The organism is Kitasatospora sp. NPDC034533 (assembly GCF_055575155.1).
In genome coordinates this window covers 1-15250 of record NZ_JBVITE010000079.1, presented here as the reverse complement: position 1 = coordinate 15250, position 15250 = coordinate 1, and the positions used below count along the sequence as shown (strand labels likewise).

The 15250-nt window shown below is 71.6% G+C and carries 14 protein-coding genes and 1 pseudogene; 7 read left to right on the top strand and 8 right to left on the bottom strand.

What is annotated here, in order from left to right:
- Positions 1-44: 44 nt before the first annotated feature.
- Positions 45-557 carry an ATP-binding protein gene (locus ACZ55U_RS34655; RefSeq protein WP_465532764.1) on the top strand — a complete coding sequence of 171 codons (513 nt, stop codon included), beginning with the start codon at positions 45-47 and terminating at the stop codon, positions 555-557.
- Positions 554-1513: a hypothetical protein gene (locus ACZ55U_RS34650; RefSeq protein WP_465532763.1), complete on the top strand. Its 960-nt coding sequence runs from the start codon at positions 554-556 to the stop codon at positions 1511-1513. The genes ACZ55U_RS34655 and ACZ55U_RS34650 overlap by 4 nt, the downstream gene beginning before the upstream one ends.
- 161 nt (positions 1514-1674) lie before the next feature.
- On the opposite strand, the gene ACZ55U_RS34645 is transcribed toward ACZ55U_RS34650, so the two are convergent.
- The 3 genes from ACZ55U_RS34645 to ACZ55U_RS34635 form a co-directional block, all read right to left on the bottom strand.
- Positions 1675-2469, bottom strand: a complete 795-nt coding sequence (locus ACZ55U_RS34645; protein WP_465532761.1) for a GntR family transcriptional regulator — start codon at positions 2467-2469, stop codon at positions 1675-1677.
- A gap of 513 nt (positions 2470-2982) precedes the next feature.
- Positions 2983-3546, bottom strand: coding sequence for a GNAT family N-acetyltransferase (locus ACZ55U_RS34640; RefSeq protein WP_465532759.1), 564 nt, complete (start codon positions 3544-3546; stop codon positions 2983-2985).
- A 46-nt stretch (positions 3547-3592) separates the two neighbouring features.
- Positions 3593-4027, bottom strand: coding sequence for a VOC family protein (locus ACZ55U_RS34635; protein ID WP_465532757.1), 435 nt, complete (start codon positions 4025-4027; stop codon positions 3593-3595).
- 130 nt (positions 4028-4157) lie between these two features.
- Here ACZ55U_RS34635 and ACZ55U_RS34630 point away from each other — a divergent pair.
- A pseudogene (locus tag ACZ55U_RS34630) lies at positions 4158-4717 on the top strand (contact-dependent growth inhibition system immunity protein).
- 223 nt (positions 4718-4940) lie between these two features.
- On the opposite strand, the gene ACZ55U_RS34625 reads toward ACZ55U_RS34630, so the two are convergent.
- Together ACZ55U_RS34625 and ACZ55U_RS34620 are read right to left on the bottom strand one after the other, a co-directional pair.
- Positions 4941-6035: a barstar family protein gene (locus ACZ55U_RS34625; protein ID WP_465532755.1), complete on the bottom strand. Its 1095-nt coding sequence runs from the start codon at positions 6033-6035 to the stop codon at positions 4941-4943.
- A 296-nt stretch (positions 6036-6331) separates the two neighbouring features.
- On the bottom strand, positions 6332-6949 hold the full coding sequence (locus ACZ55U_RS34620) for a TetR/AcrR family transcriptional regulator (RefSeq protein ID WP_465532753.1): 618 nt from the start codon (positions 6947-6949) through the stop codon (positions 6332-6334).
- 104 nt (positions 6950-7053) lie between these two features.
- Here ACZ55U_RS34620 and ACZ55U_RS34615 point away from each other — a divergent pair, with 104 nt between their 5' ends.
- Together ACZ55U_RS34615 and ACZ55U_RS34610 are read left to right on the top strand one after the other, a co-directional pair.
- Positions 7054-7836 carry an SDR family oxidoreductase gene (locus tag ACZ55U_RS34615; protein WP_465532751.1) on the top strand — a complete coding sequence of 261 codons (783 nt, stop codon included), beginning with the start codon at positions 7054-7056 and terminating at the stop codon, positions 7834-7836.
- A gap of 145 nt (positions 7837-7981) precedes the next feature.
- Positions 7982-8716, top strand: coding sequence for a hypothetical protein (locus tag ACZ55U_RS34610; RefSeq protein WP_465532796.1), 735 nt, complete (start codon positions 7982-7984; stop codon positions 8714-8716).
- Positions 8717-8985: 269 nt separating this feature from the next.
- Here the strand turns inward: ACZ55U_RS34610 and ACZ55U_RS34605 are convergent, their stop codons facing one another.
- Positions 8986-9798 (bottom strand): phytanoyl-CoA dioxygenase family protein, encoded by an 813-nt coding sequence (locus ACZ55U_RS34605; protein ID WP_465532749.1) that lies wholly within the window; start codon positions 9796-9798, stop codon positions 8986-8988.
- A gap of 370 nt (positions 9799-10168) precedes the next feature.
- Here ACZ55U_RS34605 and ACZ55U_RS34600 point away from each other — a divergent pair, with 370 nt between their 5' ends.
- Complete coding sequence (locus ACZ55U_RS34600; RefSeq protein ID WP_465532747.1) at positions 10169-10834, top strand: DUF4232 domain-containing protein; 666 nt, start codon at positions 10169-10171, stop codon at positions 10832-10834.
- 338 nt (positions 10835-11172) lie between these two features.
- Here the strand turns inward: ACZ55U_RS34600 and ACZ55U_RS34595 are convergent, their stop codons facing one another.
- Positions 11173-12168 carry a hypothetical protein gene (locus ACZ55U_RS34595; protein ID WP_465532745.1) on the bottom strand — a complete coding sequence of 332 codons (996 nt, stop codon included), beginning with the start codon at positions 12166-12168 and terminating at the stop codon, positions 11173-11175.
- Positions 12169-12422: 254 nt separating this feature from the next.
- Entirely contained in the window at positions 12423-13595 is a 1173-nt protein-coding gene (locus ACZ55U_RS34590; RefSeq protein ID WP_465532743.1) for a glycine amidinotransferase, read from the bottom strand.
- A gap of 1186 nt (positions 13596-14781) precedes the next feature.
- Here ACZ55U_RS34590 and ACZ55U_RS34585 point away from each other — a divergent pair.
- A complete protein-coding gene (locus ACZ55U_RS34585) occupies positions 14782-15156 on the top strand; it encodes an aggregation-promoting factor C-terminal-like domain-containing protein (RefSeq protein WP_465532741.1) in 375 nt (124 codons plus the stop codon).
- Positions 15157-15250 lie beyond the last annotated feature (94 nt).

The window sequence follows — 15250 nt, the reverse complement described above, 5'->3', positions numbered from 1 at the left end:
CCGGCCGACCGGACCCCACGCAAGTCACACGCAGGCCCCTCCCATTGGTCCTGCACACAGCCCCCACCAAGGAGGACGCCGCCAACACGCGGCGCAGCCTGCTCGACGGCATCCGACGCTGGGGATTGCCCGAACTCGGCATTCCACGGATCGACGACATCGAGCTCCTGGCCGCCGAGCTCATCAACAACGCTGTCATCCACACGGGAGAACCGGTGCAGGTCACCGCGAGTTGGACCGGCACCGCAGTCCGCGTGGAAGTCACCGACTCCAGCACTGAAGAGCCGGTGGCCCGTGAGCAGTTCGGCCAGGAACTGACCAATGGACAGGGGATGGTCCTGGCCGATGCCTTGTCCGACTCCTGGGGAGTGGAGGTTGACCACGAGAGCCGGACGAAGGTCGTTTGGTTCGAGTGCGCGCCCGAGCCCCACGCGTTCATCGCTGTGTCGGAGCACGGGCAGGGCGCACACCCGCGGCACGCGCCCCGGGATCACCCCGAGCCGCCCCGGGGCCTCCCCTTCCCATCCGTCCACTTCGCACCGAGGACTGCGCCATGAGCGCCGGAACCCGCACCACCACGCTACTCAAGACCATCACCGCGACCCGCCGCCCGGACGTCGCGGCCTCCTTCGAGGCCCTGGCGCAGGCCTGCGAGGCCACCGGCAACGGCACCTGGCAGGCCCAGCTGGTCAGCGACAGTCCGAACCACCTGTGGTCGCTCAGCTTGCGTTCACGCCCGTGCGCACTCGCCATCGTCCACCCGAACGCGGACGAGGCCTGGGCCCTGGTCAAGGGCGCGCAGTTCCTCCGGGAGCACCAAGTCGCCGCTGTCGCACCGTACTTCACCGACATCCGTGCCGCCGCTAACGGCCAGGCCGTCAGCTTCTGGCACCAGTGCGGCTCGCCGAGCGGCGACACCTCCCTGTCCGCATGGGTGACCGCCCTCACCCACCGGATCGACCCGGCGGCGGCACCGTGGCTCCAGGAGCACGACCCGTTCGCCGGCCTGCTCGACGGCCTGGACCACGCCCCGCTGGACGATCCCGCCCGCCGCTTCCTGCGCGAGCACGCGGAACAACTGCGTGAGGAGTGGGACTACCTCTACTGGCCGACACCGGACACCGTCGTCCTCGGCACCCTCGGTATGGTTCCCGTCCACGACGACGGAGTCCACGTCGGGCTCCTGCTGCGCCGACGGCTGTGGCGCGGGCACCGCGAGTGGGACCTGGTCGCCGCCCGCTGGCGCAGCGAGCTGCTCGCCGGCCCGCGCGAGGACCACCGCACCTACGCCGCCTCCTACCTCTCCTACGAGCAGGAGGATCGGGCCCCCGACCGCCCCTACATCGGCGCCTGGTCCGGCTACCGGACCGTGCGCGACATCGTCGTCCTCACCACGGTCATGGAGACGGTGCGCCGCGCCCACCTCGACAAGCGCACCCGCCGGCTGGCCGCCCACTGGATCGCCTGCCTGCGCGGCGCCCACCCCGCCCCGTGGGTCTGGGGACCGCGATGAGGGGGTTCACCTGCCACTGCCAGGCGAACCCCCTCCCACTCCGGAGTGAACCGACGACGCTGCCCGGCTCAGCCTGTGCCCACGCCCGGGCCCCCGGCCAATGGCTGCACCGACCGGCCGATCAGCTCATGACGACGCCCGGCCTCCGCGAGCCCTGCTTCCTACGCCTCCGCGCCGGCCGCGCGGGCCCCGGGCCACTCGGCTGTGGGGTGGCGGGTGATCGGGTAGCCGATTTCGTACCTGTCGGCCCGCATCCGGGTGTCGTTGACCTCCACAACGGTCCCGTCCGTGCCGGTCGCGGTGCGGATGATCCGCAACAGCGGTGTGCCCTTGGGGACTTGGAGGTCGACGGTCTCCGCCGGGGTGGGCATGCGGGAGGTGATGGTCTCGTGCCAGGCCAGCGGGCCGTGGCCGAGGTCGCGTTCCAGGATGTCGTAGATGCCGCCGGGGCCGGTATCCGCCTCGGCGAGCCTGGTGCCACGTGCGACGGCGGAGGGCAGGTAGCTGGTGGCGAGCTGGGTGGGCTCACGGGTGTCCGGGTCACCCATGAGGCGGTCACGCAGGAGGACCTCGGTGGTGAGCGCTACGCCGAGGAGGTCACTGATGTCATGCGGTGCGGGCGCCCAGGTGACGGTGGGTTCGCGCAGTGCGACCCAGGGCTGGGCCGCGGGGTCGAAGTAGTAGCCTCGGGCGTCCCGGAGCACCTGGCGGACGCGGGAGAGCTTCTGACGCCGGGGCAGGGCACGCACGACGGTGCCGCGCCGGCGGACGACCTCGACCAGACCCTCGGCTTCAAGGACGGCGATGGCCTCACGGGCGGTCTGCTTGGAGATGCCGTACTCATCCGCGAGGTCGGTGATCCTCGGGAGGACCGTACCGGGCGGGTACTGACCGTTGAGGATGGCGGTGCGCAGGTCGCCGGCGAGCTGCCGGTAGTGGGCGGGCGGCTTCTCCACGGTGTTCTCCTTCGGTCGGTGATCTCGATGGCACAGCCAATCTGCCTATCAGTCCCAGCCTCATCGACAAGCTTCCGAACCGGCCTGACGTTCAGTGACTGGGGCGCACTCTCAGGACCTGCCCGTGTTCCTCCCCAATTCAGCCACGGATTCACGGCCGTGACAGGCATGTCAGTCGCCCTCGTCGGCTCCCTCGCCCCAGGCGCCACCGTACCCGGCGGAACGGGCACATCGCCTCCGGCCTTGACCTGATTCCCGTCATCGCTGTCTCGGCCGACGCGCCGTGCTGCAGCCGATCCTGCGGCGCGGAAATCGGGGCAGCCGCACGTGACCCGGCACGATCAGCCCCCGAGCTCGGAGCGGCAGGCACGGAGTAGGCCGAGAACCCTGGGGTGTCCAGGAGTTGATGGCGCCCGGCCTCATCAGATCGGCCACCGCCGTTCGTTCACACGTCGCGGAGGCCGGTGCGAACGGAACCCGCACGACTGGAGACTCGTCCAGCCTGCCCCGCGATCAGGCCTGGTCGGCCTTCCACTCCCGGGCGAGCGTCGCGTAGACGTACTCGCTGCCCCAGCGCTCGCCGTCGAGGTCGTTCTCGACGAGGTGCGCCTCCCGGCGCATGCCGAGGCGTTCGCAGACCCGCACCGACCCCGTGTTGAGCACGTCGAGGCGGGCGAAGAGCCGGTGGGCGCCCAGTTCGGTGAAGGCCAGCTCGGCGACGGCACGCGCCGCCTCGGTCGCGTAACCCTGGCCTCCGTACGCCGGGTTGAAGATCCAGCCGATCTCGACCTGGCGCGACCGCGCGCTGGCGAGCTTCAGGACGACCTCGCCGACGACCTTCGCCTCGCCGAGCGGGCAGACGGCGACCACCAGGTCGTCGCCGTCCTCGGCCCACGCGGCGCCGGCCGCACGCCGGGTCAGGCTCTGCGCGCACTGGTCACGAGTGAGCGGTGGCCGGTACAGGTAGCGGGCGACCTCGGAGCGGCCCTGATATGCGTACAGGTCGTCGAGGTCGTCGGGCGTGAACCGGCGCAGCAGGAGCCGTTCGGTGCCGACGGGCAGCGAGAGCGTGGTCATGGATCTGGTGTTCCTTCCCGGGAAACCGGCCGTCGGGCCGACGCCGTCAGTCGAGGCAGAACTCGTTGCCCTCGACGTCCTGCATCGCCAGGCACGACTCGTTGACGCCGTCGGCACGCAGCAGGTACAGGCGCACCCCGCCGAGCGCGACCAGCCGCGCGCACTCGGCCTCCAGCGCGGCCACCCGCTCCTCGCCCACGAGCCCGGTGCCGACCCGCACGTCGAGGTGCACCCGGTTCTTGACGACCTTGCCCTCGGGAACGCGCTGGAAGTACAGCCGCGGGCCCACGCCCGACGGGTCGGCGCAGGCCGCCCAGGCCGGGCCCTGGTAGTCGGCGGGCCGTTCGCGGTCGAAGTCCTCCCAGGTGGCGTACCCCTCCGGCAGCTGCGGTCCGGTGTATCCCAACACCTCGGACCAGAAGCGGGCGACGCGCTGCGGTTCGGCGCAGTCGAAGGTGACCTGGACCTGCTTGATCGACATCGGGCCATCATAGGGACGGGGTTCCTCCGCCCGCATCCGAGAATGCGCCCTGGCCGAATCCCCCTATGTCTGGGGCCGACTCCCGGCGAAGGACAGGCGCTGGGCCAGGGAAGTCGCACTCCTTGGTCATGTGCCTGTGCGCTTGGGCCTGCTCGCTCCTCGCTTCCGTCCGGAAACCGCCGAGTCGCGTATCGGCACTGTCCGAACGCCTCAGGCCACGCTCCCGACACGGGACAATCAGCCAGTGACCCGCCCCGTGAGCCGCGACCGCTCCCTCGATGAGCTTGAAGGTGACCGCTGGCCGGCCCCTCCGGCTGACGCGACCCGTCTCGTCGCAACCGTGCCTGCCCTTCCGCGTCAGCCGATCGGCGAGCTGACCGTGGAGGCCATGCGCCTCTTGATCGGACAGGAGGTGGGACTGCGGTATCTCCGATGGCAGTGGAGCTTCTGCGGGAGAACCCGCTGGCAGAGGGCGACCTCTACCCGGGTGATCTGCTCTCCGCGGTCCTCACCAGGAATCCAGCGGTTTGGAACGAATCTGCCGAACTCCGTCATGGACTCTGTCTGATCGTGTCGGAGCTGGTCGACGTACCGCCTACCCTCCAGCGAGTCATCACCCGATTCCGGACCGCAAGTTGCGGTTCCGGGCCCGCTGTCATGGGCGGCGAGGTCCTGCCGGTCGGTTCATGAGTCCCACTGGCCGCAGTACTCGATGTGGATCTCACGTGCGTCGCCGAGAACGCGTCGTTGGAGTAGGGGTCCGAGCAGAAGTGTGGGGTGCCTTGGGCGGACAGGAGCCCGGACCGCTGGTGGAACAGGTCCCGGTAGTGCCGGGCCTCGTGGTCAACCGCGTCGCGGAGGCCCGCCACGGTCAGGGCGGTAGAGAAGCGATGATCGGCGGGCGGACCGCAGCTCACCCCAGGGTGACGCGCATGCCGCCCTTCTCCAAGACGTCGAGGACATCGGCGAACAGGTCGCAGGACCGGCCGTCCGGTGTCAGTACCTGGGACAGGTGCTCGCCTGCGGTCACGGCATCCCGCCAGAGCAGGGTGGCGGGGGCGGTGTAGCCGAAGGTCCCGCGCAGGCAGTCGGCGAGGGCGTCCAGACAACCTCCGAAGTAGCCGCCCGGCCCGTTCACCGCCTCGCCCAGCGCGAGGTAGAGGCCTGGCTCGTCGGTGATGTGCCGGCCGTCGATCTCGTAGGCATGCCCAGCCGACCGGTCAGCGAGAGTACGTCGACAAGCCCGTTCACGGACGAGGTCGAGCCAGGCGCCGCGACGCCGGGTGTCGAGGCCGACCCAGGCGGCCGGGGTGGCCGGCGGTCCGGCGAACCACCGTTCCCAGACGGGCCGGGCGTATTCGGGAACGGGTGTGAAGAGTCCCCCGCCGAGTTCCAGGTCGATCAGGTCTGCTCCGTGAGGGGATGATCGCCATGCGCTGACCGTGGCCCACAGCAGTCGATCGGTGAGCGGCTCGCCCCGGTCGTCCCGTATCTCCAGAGCAGCCTGCCCCAGGTCCAACGCCTGCCGGGTGCCCTTCCTCAATGCCGTCCGCAGTCGTTCGCTCGGGGCAAGCCCCCGCAGGACGAGCAGTGGTGCCGACTGCTCGGCCGACAGGACGCGGGCGAATTCTCGACAGGAGCCCAGCCACCGGCGTCCGTCGTGCAGTCGGACCGGGCCCCTGTATCCCTCGGGTGGTTCTTCGTGGTCGTCCAGGCCGGTGAGCACGAGACTGTCCGTCCCGGGCTGCTGCCCCAGGCTCTCCACGTCCTCCAGCAGCCAGGGACCGAACGCCTTGTCCTCCGGCACCAACCACACCCGGCTGCCGGCCCAACCGCGTATCTCTGTTGGTGAATCCCATCCCAACAGTTCGCAGGTCCCGCGCCGGGGCTCCCCGAACAACCCTTCCGCCTCGGCGCAGACGCCCCAGACACGGCCGTACTCCGTCTCAGCCAGCGTGTACCGCGTCCGCCCGAGGTGGTCCTTGTCCTCATGCACGGTGGGAATCATGCCGGGGCCATGGGCCCGCAGCGAAGCCGTTTCCCCCGTGGTCGGTCCCGATGCCCGAAGTCACCGCAGTCGACGACCGCCCTGCACAACCGAGGAAGCATGCCACCGGCCTGTGCCGCTGTCCTCGCGCCGAACGCACGAACGTCAGGGTGAGGGCGGCGCGCCGCAATCTGGGCCACTGTTCCGAACACCGGTGACGTGCCGTGGTTCGCGCCCCTGCCGCGTCCCCTCACCACCGCATCGATGGTCGACGCCCGGTCCGGTGAGATGCAGGCCGACGCGAGGGGCCGCGAGCCTCAGAGCCCGGTGGACGTGCGCCCGGGCTCGCCGCCGAAGCCCCGCAGCAGGGTGTCCACGATCAGGGTGGCCAGGGCGTCGACGTCCGCGTCGGCGGTGCCGCCGTGGGCCACCTCGTGGATGAGCGCGTAGTAGCAGCGCCGCGCCCACTGGACGTCGGCGTCGGGCCGCAGGAGTCCGGTGTCCCGCGCGCGGCGGAAGAGCCCGTCACACTGGCCGAGGACGTCGGCGTGCACCTGGGCGATCTCCGGGTCCGCGGAGGCGGCGGCCCGGGTCATGGCGAAGCCCCAGCCGATCTTGACGCGCAGCACGTCCGCCGTGACCCGGTGGAGGACGACCAGGGGCGGCGCGGTGTCGGAGAGCGCGCCGTCGACGACGGCGGCGAACCGGAAGGCCGCCCAGCGGGTCAGGGCGTCGACGAGCGCCTCGCGGGTGGCGAAGCGCCGGTGCACGGTGGTGCGGGCGACGCCGGCGGCCTCGGCGATCTGCTCCATGGTGGCCGCGGGATCGTCCGAGAGCACGCGCTCGGCGGCCTCCAGGATCGCGCGCACGGTCCGTTCCGCGTCGGCGCGCAGGGGCTTGTCTCCGAGGCGGAAGCGTTCGTGTGGCGTGGTCACCCGGAAAAACTACACCGCGGTCGCTTCACCACCATGACTTGCTACACCAGTGTTGCAAGTTATAGCTTCATTGCGTCATCAACGATGCATTGGGGAGGCATGGAATGGATCTGCGACTGAGTGGGCGAACCGCCGTCGTGACCGGAGCCGGCAAGGGGATCGGGCTCGCCACGGTCGCGGCGCTGACGGACGAGGGCATGCGCGTGGTCGCGGCCACGCGGACGGTGACGCCCGAGCTCAAGGCCCTCGGAGCGATCACCGTCCCGGTGGACCTGGCGGCCACCGACGGACCGGCGCGACTGATCGAGGCGGCGCTGGCGGAACTCGGCGAGCTGGACGTGCTCGTCAACAACGTCGGCGGAGGCGACGGCGACGCGTCGGGCGGATTCCTGTCCTTCGACGACGACCAGTGGGCGGAGATCTACGGCCTGAACCTCTTCGCCGCCGTCCGTACGACCCGCGCCGCCCTGCCCAGCCTGCTGCGACGCGCCGGCGCCGTCATCAACGTGTCCTCGAACGGCGCGCGCGTCCCGCACGCCGGCCCGGTTCCGTACACCACGGCGAAGGCCGCCCTCACGGCGTTCGGAAAGGCCCTCGCGGAGGAGTTCGGGCCCCGGGGCGTCCGCGTCAACACCGTGTCACCCGGGCCCGTGCGCACGGCCATGTGGGAAGCGCCCGACGGCTACGGCGCCCGGCTCGCCGCCTCGCTCGGGCTGACCCGCGAGCAGCTGGTGGCCGACCTGCCCGCCACGATGGGCATGGTGACGGGGCGCCTGGTGGAGCCGGCCGAGGTCGCCGCCCTGATCGCCTACCTCGCCTCGCCGCTCGCGGCGAGCACCACCGGAGCCGACCACCTCATCGACGGCGGGGCGGTCAAGACGGCGTAGCGGGGTGGCGGCGTGACGGGCCGCGCACCGTGGGCCCTGCGAGCGCTTCGGACGGCCTCGCCGGGCCCCGGCCGCCGCCCCGAGCGCGGACCACGCGAATTCACGCGACAGCCGCGACCGGATCCGCGACCATGGGCCGGTGGCCATGGAACCCGACCTCCTCGACCTGAAGATCCTCCGCCCACCACCCGACGGTCCCGGCCTGGAGGTCCGCCCGATCGTCAACGGCCGGGACCTGCTGGCCGGCATGCCCTCCCGGTCCGAGCCAGCGAACGTCCGGTACGTGGCATCGAGCATCCGGTACCTGCTGGCCCGGGGCGGGCCGTTGCGCGCCACGGCGATCCCCCACGAGGTCCGGCTCGCCCGATCCGGGTGCGGCGTCGAGGAGTGCTGCGGCGCCCTGTACGTGACGGTCCGGCGAGACGGCGAGCAGGTCGTCTGGACGGGCTGGCACGACGCGGCCGATCCGGACCTCGACCTGCCGCAACTGCGGTTCGCCGCGGACCAGTACGACGCCGAGGTCCTGCGGGCCGAGGAGGACCGCGGCTGGGAGTGGCCCGCGGCGGTGGTCGCGACGCTGCTCGAAGCGGGGCTGAGGCAACGCGAGGACTGGCTGGCCAGGTGGGAGTGCGAGCTGGAAGCCGTCTGGACCTGGCGCAACGAACCCGATCACATCGAGGTCGTCCTGAGGCATCCCCCCGGCCGGGACGGGACGGATCTGCCCTACGCCCAGTTCCTGATGACCCTCCCGATCTCCGCCGACGACCCGTCGGAGCAGGCGATACGCCTCGTGGCGCGGCTGACCGCGGGCGATCCCCGGACCGCCGCCGAACTCTGCGGAGGCCACAACCCCGAGCAGGTGGGCTACCCCTGGCCGTAGCCGCCCGTCCGGCCCGCCCGCGAGGACGCCCCCGCCACCGTCGGCGCCCCTCACGAGCGCTCCGCCGAACCGCTCACCGACCCCTGGCTGGGCCGCGTCGACGGCACCCTCCTGCGCAGCCTCTGCTTCGGCGCCACCGTCCCCACCGTCCACCGGGCCCAGCGCGACGGCCTGCTGTGAGGGACCGCGACTCGGCGTCCGCACCGGACGGGAGGCCCGGGTAGCCGGGGACGGTGTGCCCCGTAGCCGTCGACGGTCAGCGGCACCGTCTACTCGCCGCCGTGGCCGGTGCCGTCCCCGTCCGGGCCGGGGGTGTCCAGTCCCAGGCCCCGGCGGATCGCGGTCTCCACCGGCGAGTACGCGCCGTCGGCCCGCTCCAGTTCGTACGGCGCGGCCGGCATCAGCGGCGGCTGGGCCATGAAGCGCGGCCGCAGCCCGTGGTGCGGCTGCGCGGCGTGCACCAGGAACGGATGGCACAGGAAGACGTCGCCCGGGGAGCCGGTGGCGAGGGCGAGCGGCCGGTGCTCGGACGCGGCCACCAGGTCGGGCGCGAGGGCCGGCCCGCTCGCCCCGTCCTCCCCGTACTTCTCCAGCACCTTCGGCACGTCGAGGTGCGAGCCGACCCGGATCCGGGTCGGGGCGTCCTCCTCACCGACCTCACTGAACAGGAACAGCATCAGCAGCGCCCGGCCCCGGGAGCGCAGGTTCGTGAAGTACCAGCTCTCGCCCTCCGGCAGATAGCTCCCCTCGATGTGCCAGCCCGCGTCGTCCGGCTCCTCCTCGTGCGGGAAGCGCAACGGGAAGGTGCCCAGCGAGTAGCGCGGCTCCCAGCGCCCCGCGCCGACGAGCAGGTCGTACGCGCGGTGCAGGGAAGGGGAGTTGGGAGCGGCGGCGAACGGCCCCTGCGCCATGCCGCCCACCCAGTGCACGGGCCGCGTCCACGTCGACGGGTCCTGCGGGTCGCAGCCCGTCTCCCGCCACAGCAGCCGCGCGCAGTCCTCGGCCACGCGCGGCGCGACCGCCCCCTCCAGCTTCACGAAGCCGTCGCGGAGGAAGCGGGATACCAAAGTCGTGTCGTCCATGCGCCCATCGTGCGGCGGCACCGGCTCCGGTCACCCGACATTCCCCGTACCGCCTTTGTCGGGTACGGCGCGACGAAGGCGAGGCCGGTGTCCCGGCGGCGGGACTGTGCGCGATCAAGATCCGCCGGGTCACGGATCCGTCCCAACGGACGCCCTCGCGGTCGGGAGGCGAACCGCGCGCCCGGAACCGCCGTCCGGCCTGGTCGGCGGACGGGCCAGGCGGCGGTGCGCGTCCCACCCGGCACCGCGTGTGTAACAGCCCTGTCCTGGAGGCCCGCCGGACGGAACGGCCCGACCGGCCGGGCGGTCCTGCTCACCGGAAACACCCTGCCGCACCCGGCACTTGCCACCCGTACCCGAGGAGGACACGATGCGCGTTCACCACGTCACTTTCGCGGCCCTGGCCATTGCCGCGGCCCTCTCCCTCACGGCCTGCCAGAACGACGACGCCACCACCGACCAGGCCAAGCCGACGTCCACGCCGGCCGTGACCACCGTCCCGTCCGCATCGGCCACGGCCACCACCCCGTCCACGACGGGTGGTTCGGCCTCCACCACATCGGCCCCGGCCGGCAAGAAGCCCACCTCCGCCGGAACCTCCCCCGCCGCCGACAAGAGCGGCAAGTGCCAGGCCGCCGACCTGACGATCACGGCCGCGGACCGCACCATCGACGGCGACCCCGAGCGCACCGTCGTGGTCGAGCTGAAGAACCACAGCGGCCACGACTGCTCGATCTCCGGCTACGCCAAGGTCGACCTGGAGACCAACGCGGGCCCCCTCACCGCGGACCGGTCCGGCGAGGCGGTCGTCCCCGGCGTCCTCAAGAACGGCAAGTCCACCTTCTTCGGCATCACCTACCCGGCCAACAAGACCGGCGGCTCCGGCATCCGCATCACCGGCCTCCGGGTGACCCCGCCGGACGACAACAAGGCGGTCACCCTCCCCTGGCCGGGCGCCGCCTCGCTGCCCGCCACGGACACCCCCGGCTCCCCCGTGAAGTTCGGCCCCGTCGGCAGCGCGGGCCAGGCCAACTGACCTCCCGCACAGGACCGGTGGGGGCTTCCCGACGCGCCTGGGAAGTGAACCGGGCTCCGAAGACCACCGCCTTGTCACCGCCCGGGAACCGCGTGAAGGCCTCAGTGGCACCTCACGGAACCGCCGTGCCCCTCCGGATGGCCGTCACCGCCGAGCCGATACCCTCGCACGGGTCCGCGCTCGACCACGTCATCGGCTCCACCCGGAGAACCGCCCGGCCCGGAGAACCTCCCCGTCCGGAGCACCGGTAGTGAACCAAGCGCCACCGTGTCGGCGAGGCCGTCGAACGCGCCGAGCCGATCAAGGAACACCGGGCCCGCCGAGGCCGAACGGCAAGCTCAGGCGAGCACCCACCGGGGAGGGTGCCCGGGGTCGGCCGGGCAGGTGAAGACGTGCAGGTCCCGGTCCCGGCCGAAGCGGAGCCGGGTGGGTTGGGTGACGGATCGGCCGCCCCGGATCGATTCCCTCCCCTTCAGGGCCGGGTCGCGGTCCTCCAGCGGCACCCAGCTGTGCGAGCCGGCCTCCGTCTCGCAGCCGTCGGCCGTCAGCAGCAGCCGCATCGGGGCCACGCAGGACGCGCAAGCGATGGCCAGCGGGCCCGTCGACGCCCAGCTGGGGAATCCGCCGACGCGCCAGCCCGGAGGGATCGACAGGTCACCCTGGTAGTTGAGGGCGTCGGCGCCGTGTGCCGCCGCCTGGGCGTCGTCCCAGTCGTCGATGCGCGCGATCAGCGAGGCGGGCAGCGTGTCGCCCTCCGCCCACGGATAGGTGTCCACCTCTTCCGGGTGCAGGACACACGGCTCGGGGATCTCGTGCTCCCACGGGACCAGGGGCACGTGGGGCGGGTCGGCGAGGAGGCGTGCCGCGCGCTCCGTCCGCCCGGCCTGCCGCCACCGCAGGTGGTAGCGGCGCTCCAGGAGCGGGTCGTGCGTGAAGGGGCAGCGGAAGAGCTGTACCAGGTCAGCGCCGCCCGGTCCGGGGGCAAGGCCGGGGATGTCACGGCGGAAGAGCTGCGCCAGCCCGACGAAGGGCACCGGACCGTCCGTTCCCTCTGCTCCCCCGCGCGGCCACGGCCTGCTCGACGGCCACACGTCCGCGGCCCGGGCCTTGCGGATGTCCTCCGGCGAGTACCCCTCGGTCTCGCTCCGGTGCGGCTCGTCGCAGAACGGCCACGGTTCGTCCTCCGGCCACAGCATCGGTCCGCCGATGTGGCTGTCATGCCTGCCGGGGCGCCCCGGCCTGGGGTGCAACCGGGTCGTCCGGGCCCGGTAGGCGGCCAGTTCCGGGAACACGGCCTCCACGGACACCGCTCTGGCCGGCGTGGTCCTCGTCATGCGCGCACCGTACGCGGCCGGACGACCGCCGGGCGAACGGATTTACGGTGGGCCTGGTGCAGCGTGCCGAACACCGAGGCCCGGCACCGAGGCCAGGAGGCCGGTGGCCCGTCGGCCCCTCTCTCGCCCGATGCCGTCGTCGGAGGAAGGAGGGGCCGGTCCGTACCCGGTTCCCGTGGGGGCCAGTGCGTACGGACCTCCCGCCGGCTGCGGCCCGAGGCCGGGCACCGGAAGGCGCGGGCGGCCCACCGCTGTCAGTCCAGGTAGAACTCGGGCGCCGAGCCCTCGCGCACGGTGTCGAGGGTGAAGCAGTGGAAGCCGCCGCCGAAGAGCCGCCGGTGCCGGTGCCGCACCGGTACGACGGTGAAGCGGGCCGCTTCCAGGGTCCTGATCAGTTCGGGGCAGGCCTCGTTCACCAGCACGGTGTCGGGCGACACGGAGAGCACGTTCATGTCGATGTACTTGCTGGTGAGGATCAGCTCGCCGTCGTCGTAGACCGGGAAGTTGTTCGCGTCCGGCGGCGGCGCCATGATCATGTCCCACTTCTGGAGCTGCGGCGGCAGCATGTCGGCCACCGCCTGGTTGCGCACCAGCAGCAGCCCGGGCCGCAGCGCGATCACCTTGCTGTCGATGTGGTTGTCGGCGAGGTTGTGCACCCGGTGGATGCGGAACCGCCCCGCGAGGTGCCGCTCCAGCCAGCGGACGGCGAGTTCGTGGTTGGCGGTGGCGATGTTGACCATGATGTCGCCGCCAAGCCGCAGGCACTGCGCGCCGTCGAACATCATCTCCAGGCCGACGTCGTAGACCGACGGCCGGGGGTCCTCGATGTACTCGGCGGGCCCGCCGGGCGAGCCGGTGGCGTACGAGCGGTCGAACGACCGGTCCGTCATCAGCGGCCTCGGCATCACCGTCCACCGGGCGCCTTCGCCGAAGTACTCGCCGAAGACCTCGGCCAGGAACTGGTTCTCGTGGTAGCGCGCCCGCACCTGCGGCGGCGTCTCGATGATCTCGTCGCCCAGGATGAGGGCGTTGTCGCGGATGTTCAGCGGCGGGATGGCGTCGGCCTCCCAGGCCAGGGTCCTGATCCGCTGGTCCGCACGCATCGTCCGGGGCCGCAGCACGGTGACGGACAGCTGGCGCAGCACCTCGGCCAGGCCCTCCACGTCCTCGACCAGCTCGTCGACGTAGCGCTGTTTGATCCGGTGCCGTCCCCGTGCCGGGGCGTCGTCCCCGGGAGCGTCGCCCTCGGCGGTCCGCCGCCGGACGCTCGGGTAGTACATCTTGTCGAAGTTGTTCTCGTCGTCCGCCAGTTGGTCGTAGAAGAAGAGGTCGAAGGACATGTCGCGTTCATGAGACAGATAGTTCTCGGCCGACCCCACCACGATTTCGCGCAGCGGCGACCAGTCGTCATAGCTGTTGAGTCGCATTCGATCTCCGTCCCACCGGTGCGGTGCGATTCTGGACGACGTGAATCCGTTCCTTGATGCACACAGAAATCGATCTCCGCCGGATCAAGCCCCCGACCGGCCCTACTGATCAGCGACACTACGGCGCCCCATGCTCCTCGTCAATACACTGTCAACTCCCTTGTGCGCCCTGTCCGCTGGGCCGATACGACCGCATTCCCGTCGGGGGGATCGCGGGCCAGGAAGGTATTCGCGGGTATTTTTCGATCACCCGGGCGATCATTTTCCGAATCGACCCGATGGGTACCGCCGGGCCGATTTCCCCCGGCACGGACACCGCCCACGGCAGCTCGACTCCCCCGGGTCGGCACCGGCCCGCAGCCCGAGCGGCCCGTACGCCCTTTTCCGTCGCCACCGACGCACCCACCGTGACCGAGGCGCGCCCCTCCAGCGGCTTCCGGCCGCCGCCGACCGCCGGTCGCCGACCCGCCCGCCGTCAACCGGATGAACTACGACGCGGACTCCGGCACGTACACCTATGTCCGGAAGACCGACCGGGCCCACGCCGGCACCTGCCAGGCGTTCGCCCCCGGTCTGAGGGAGAGCGCCGCCCGCACCCCGCCCTGTTCCGGTTCAGCCGAGCGACCGGAGCGCCCTACCCGGATGCGACGGCGCCCCTCCTTCGGGTCCCGACCGACCCCGAAGGAGGGGCGCCGCCCACCGTTCCCGGCCCCACCAGGGGTGTGACGGGCATCTCAACGGAGGCCGATCGGCGGTGACCTGGAGTGACGGCGACGGATCGGTCGGCGACGCGGCCGGGCCTCCGGCGGTGAGGGCGCTCACACGCGGATGCGATGAACGACGACGGCTAGCACTGTCCGTTTTGCCCGTCTTTTACCAAGCTCCGGAAGGCATCCGCGCAGGCCAGAGCGGTTCGAGGCACCCGGCGCGGCCCCTCCTTCGAATCGGAGCCGGTCCGGCGGCTACGACGGCGGATCGTAGCGAGGGGGTCTTGGCCGCCCCCGATCCGGTCTGGCACCTTGGCATTCGTCGCCAGCCACACCGGCTCCTGTCCCGCCGGTGAACGGCTTCCCGCCGATGCACACCCCGCGACCGTCTGGCCCCTGTCCGGCCACGGTCGAAACGGGGTGTACACCGGCCCAACCCGATTGAGGTCTTGCTCTACATGCCCGCTTTCAAGCTCCGTATGCGCACCTCTGCCGCGATTCTTGCCGGCGCCGCCGGTCTGACCGCCCTGGGCGCCGCCGTGGTGCCCTCCGTGGCCTCCGCCGCGGACGCCTCCCCGCAGGCCATCGCCGCCCAGATCGTCCCGGCCAACCAGCTGGCCTCCTTCAGCCAGATCATCTCCCACGAGTCGGGCTGGAACGTCACCGCGACCAACCCGAGCTCGGGCTCCTACGGCCTGGGCCAGGCGCTGCCGGCCTCCAAGATGGCCTCGGCCGGTGCGGACTGGAAGACCAACCCCGCCACCCAGATCAAGTGGGCGCTGGACTACATGAACACCCGCTACGGCAGCCCGAACGCCGCCTGGGACTTCTGGCAGAACCACCACTGGTACTAAGAATTCATCTCATTTGGGGAGTCGGCGGGTGCAGATGAGGGCGGCGGCGATGCTGGCGAAGGCGGCGAAGTGGTCGGCCTTGCGTTCGTAGCGG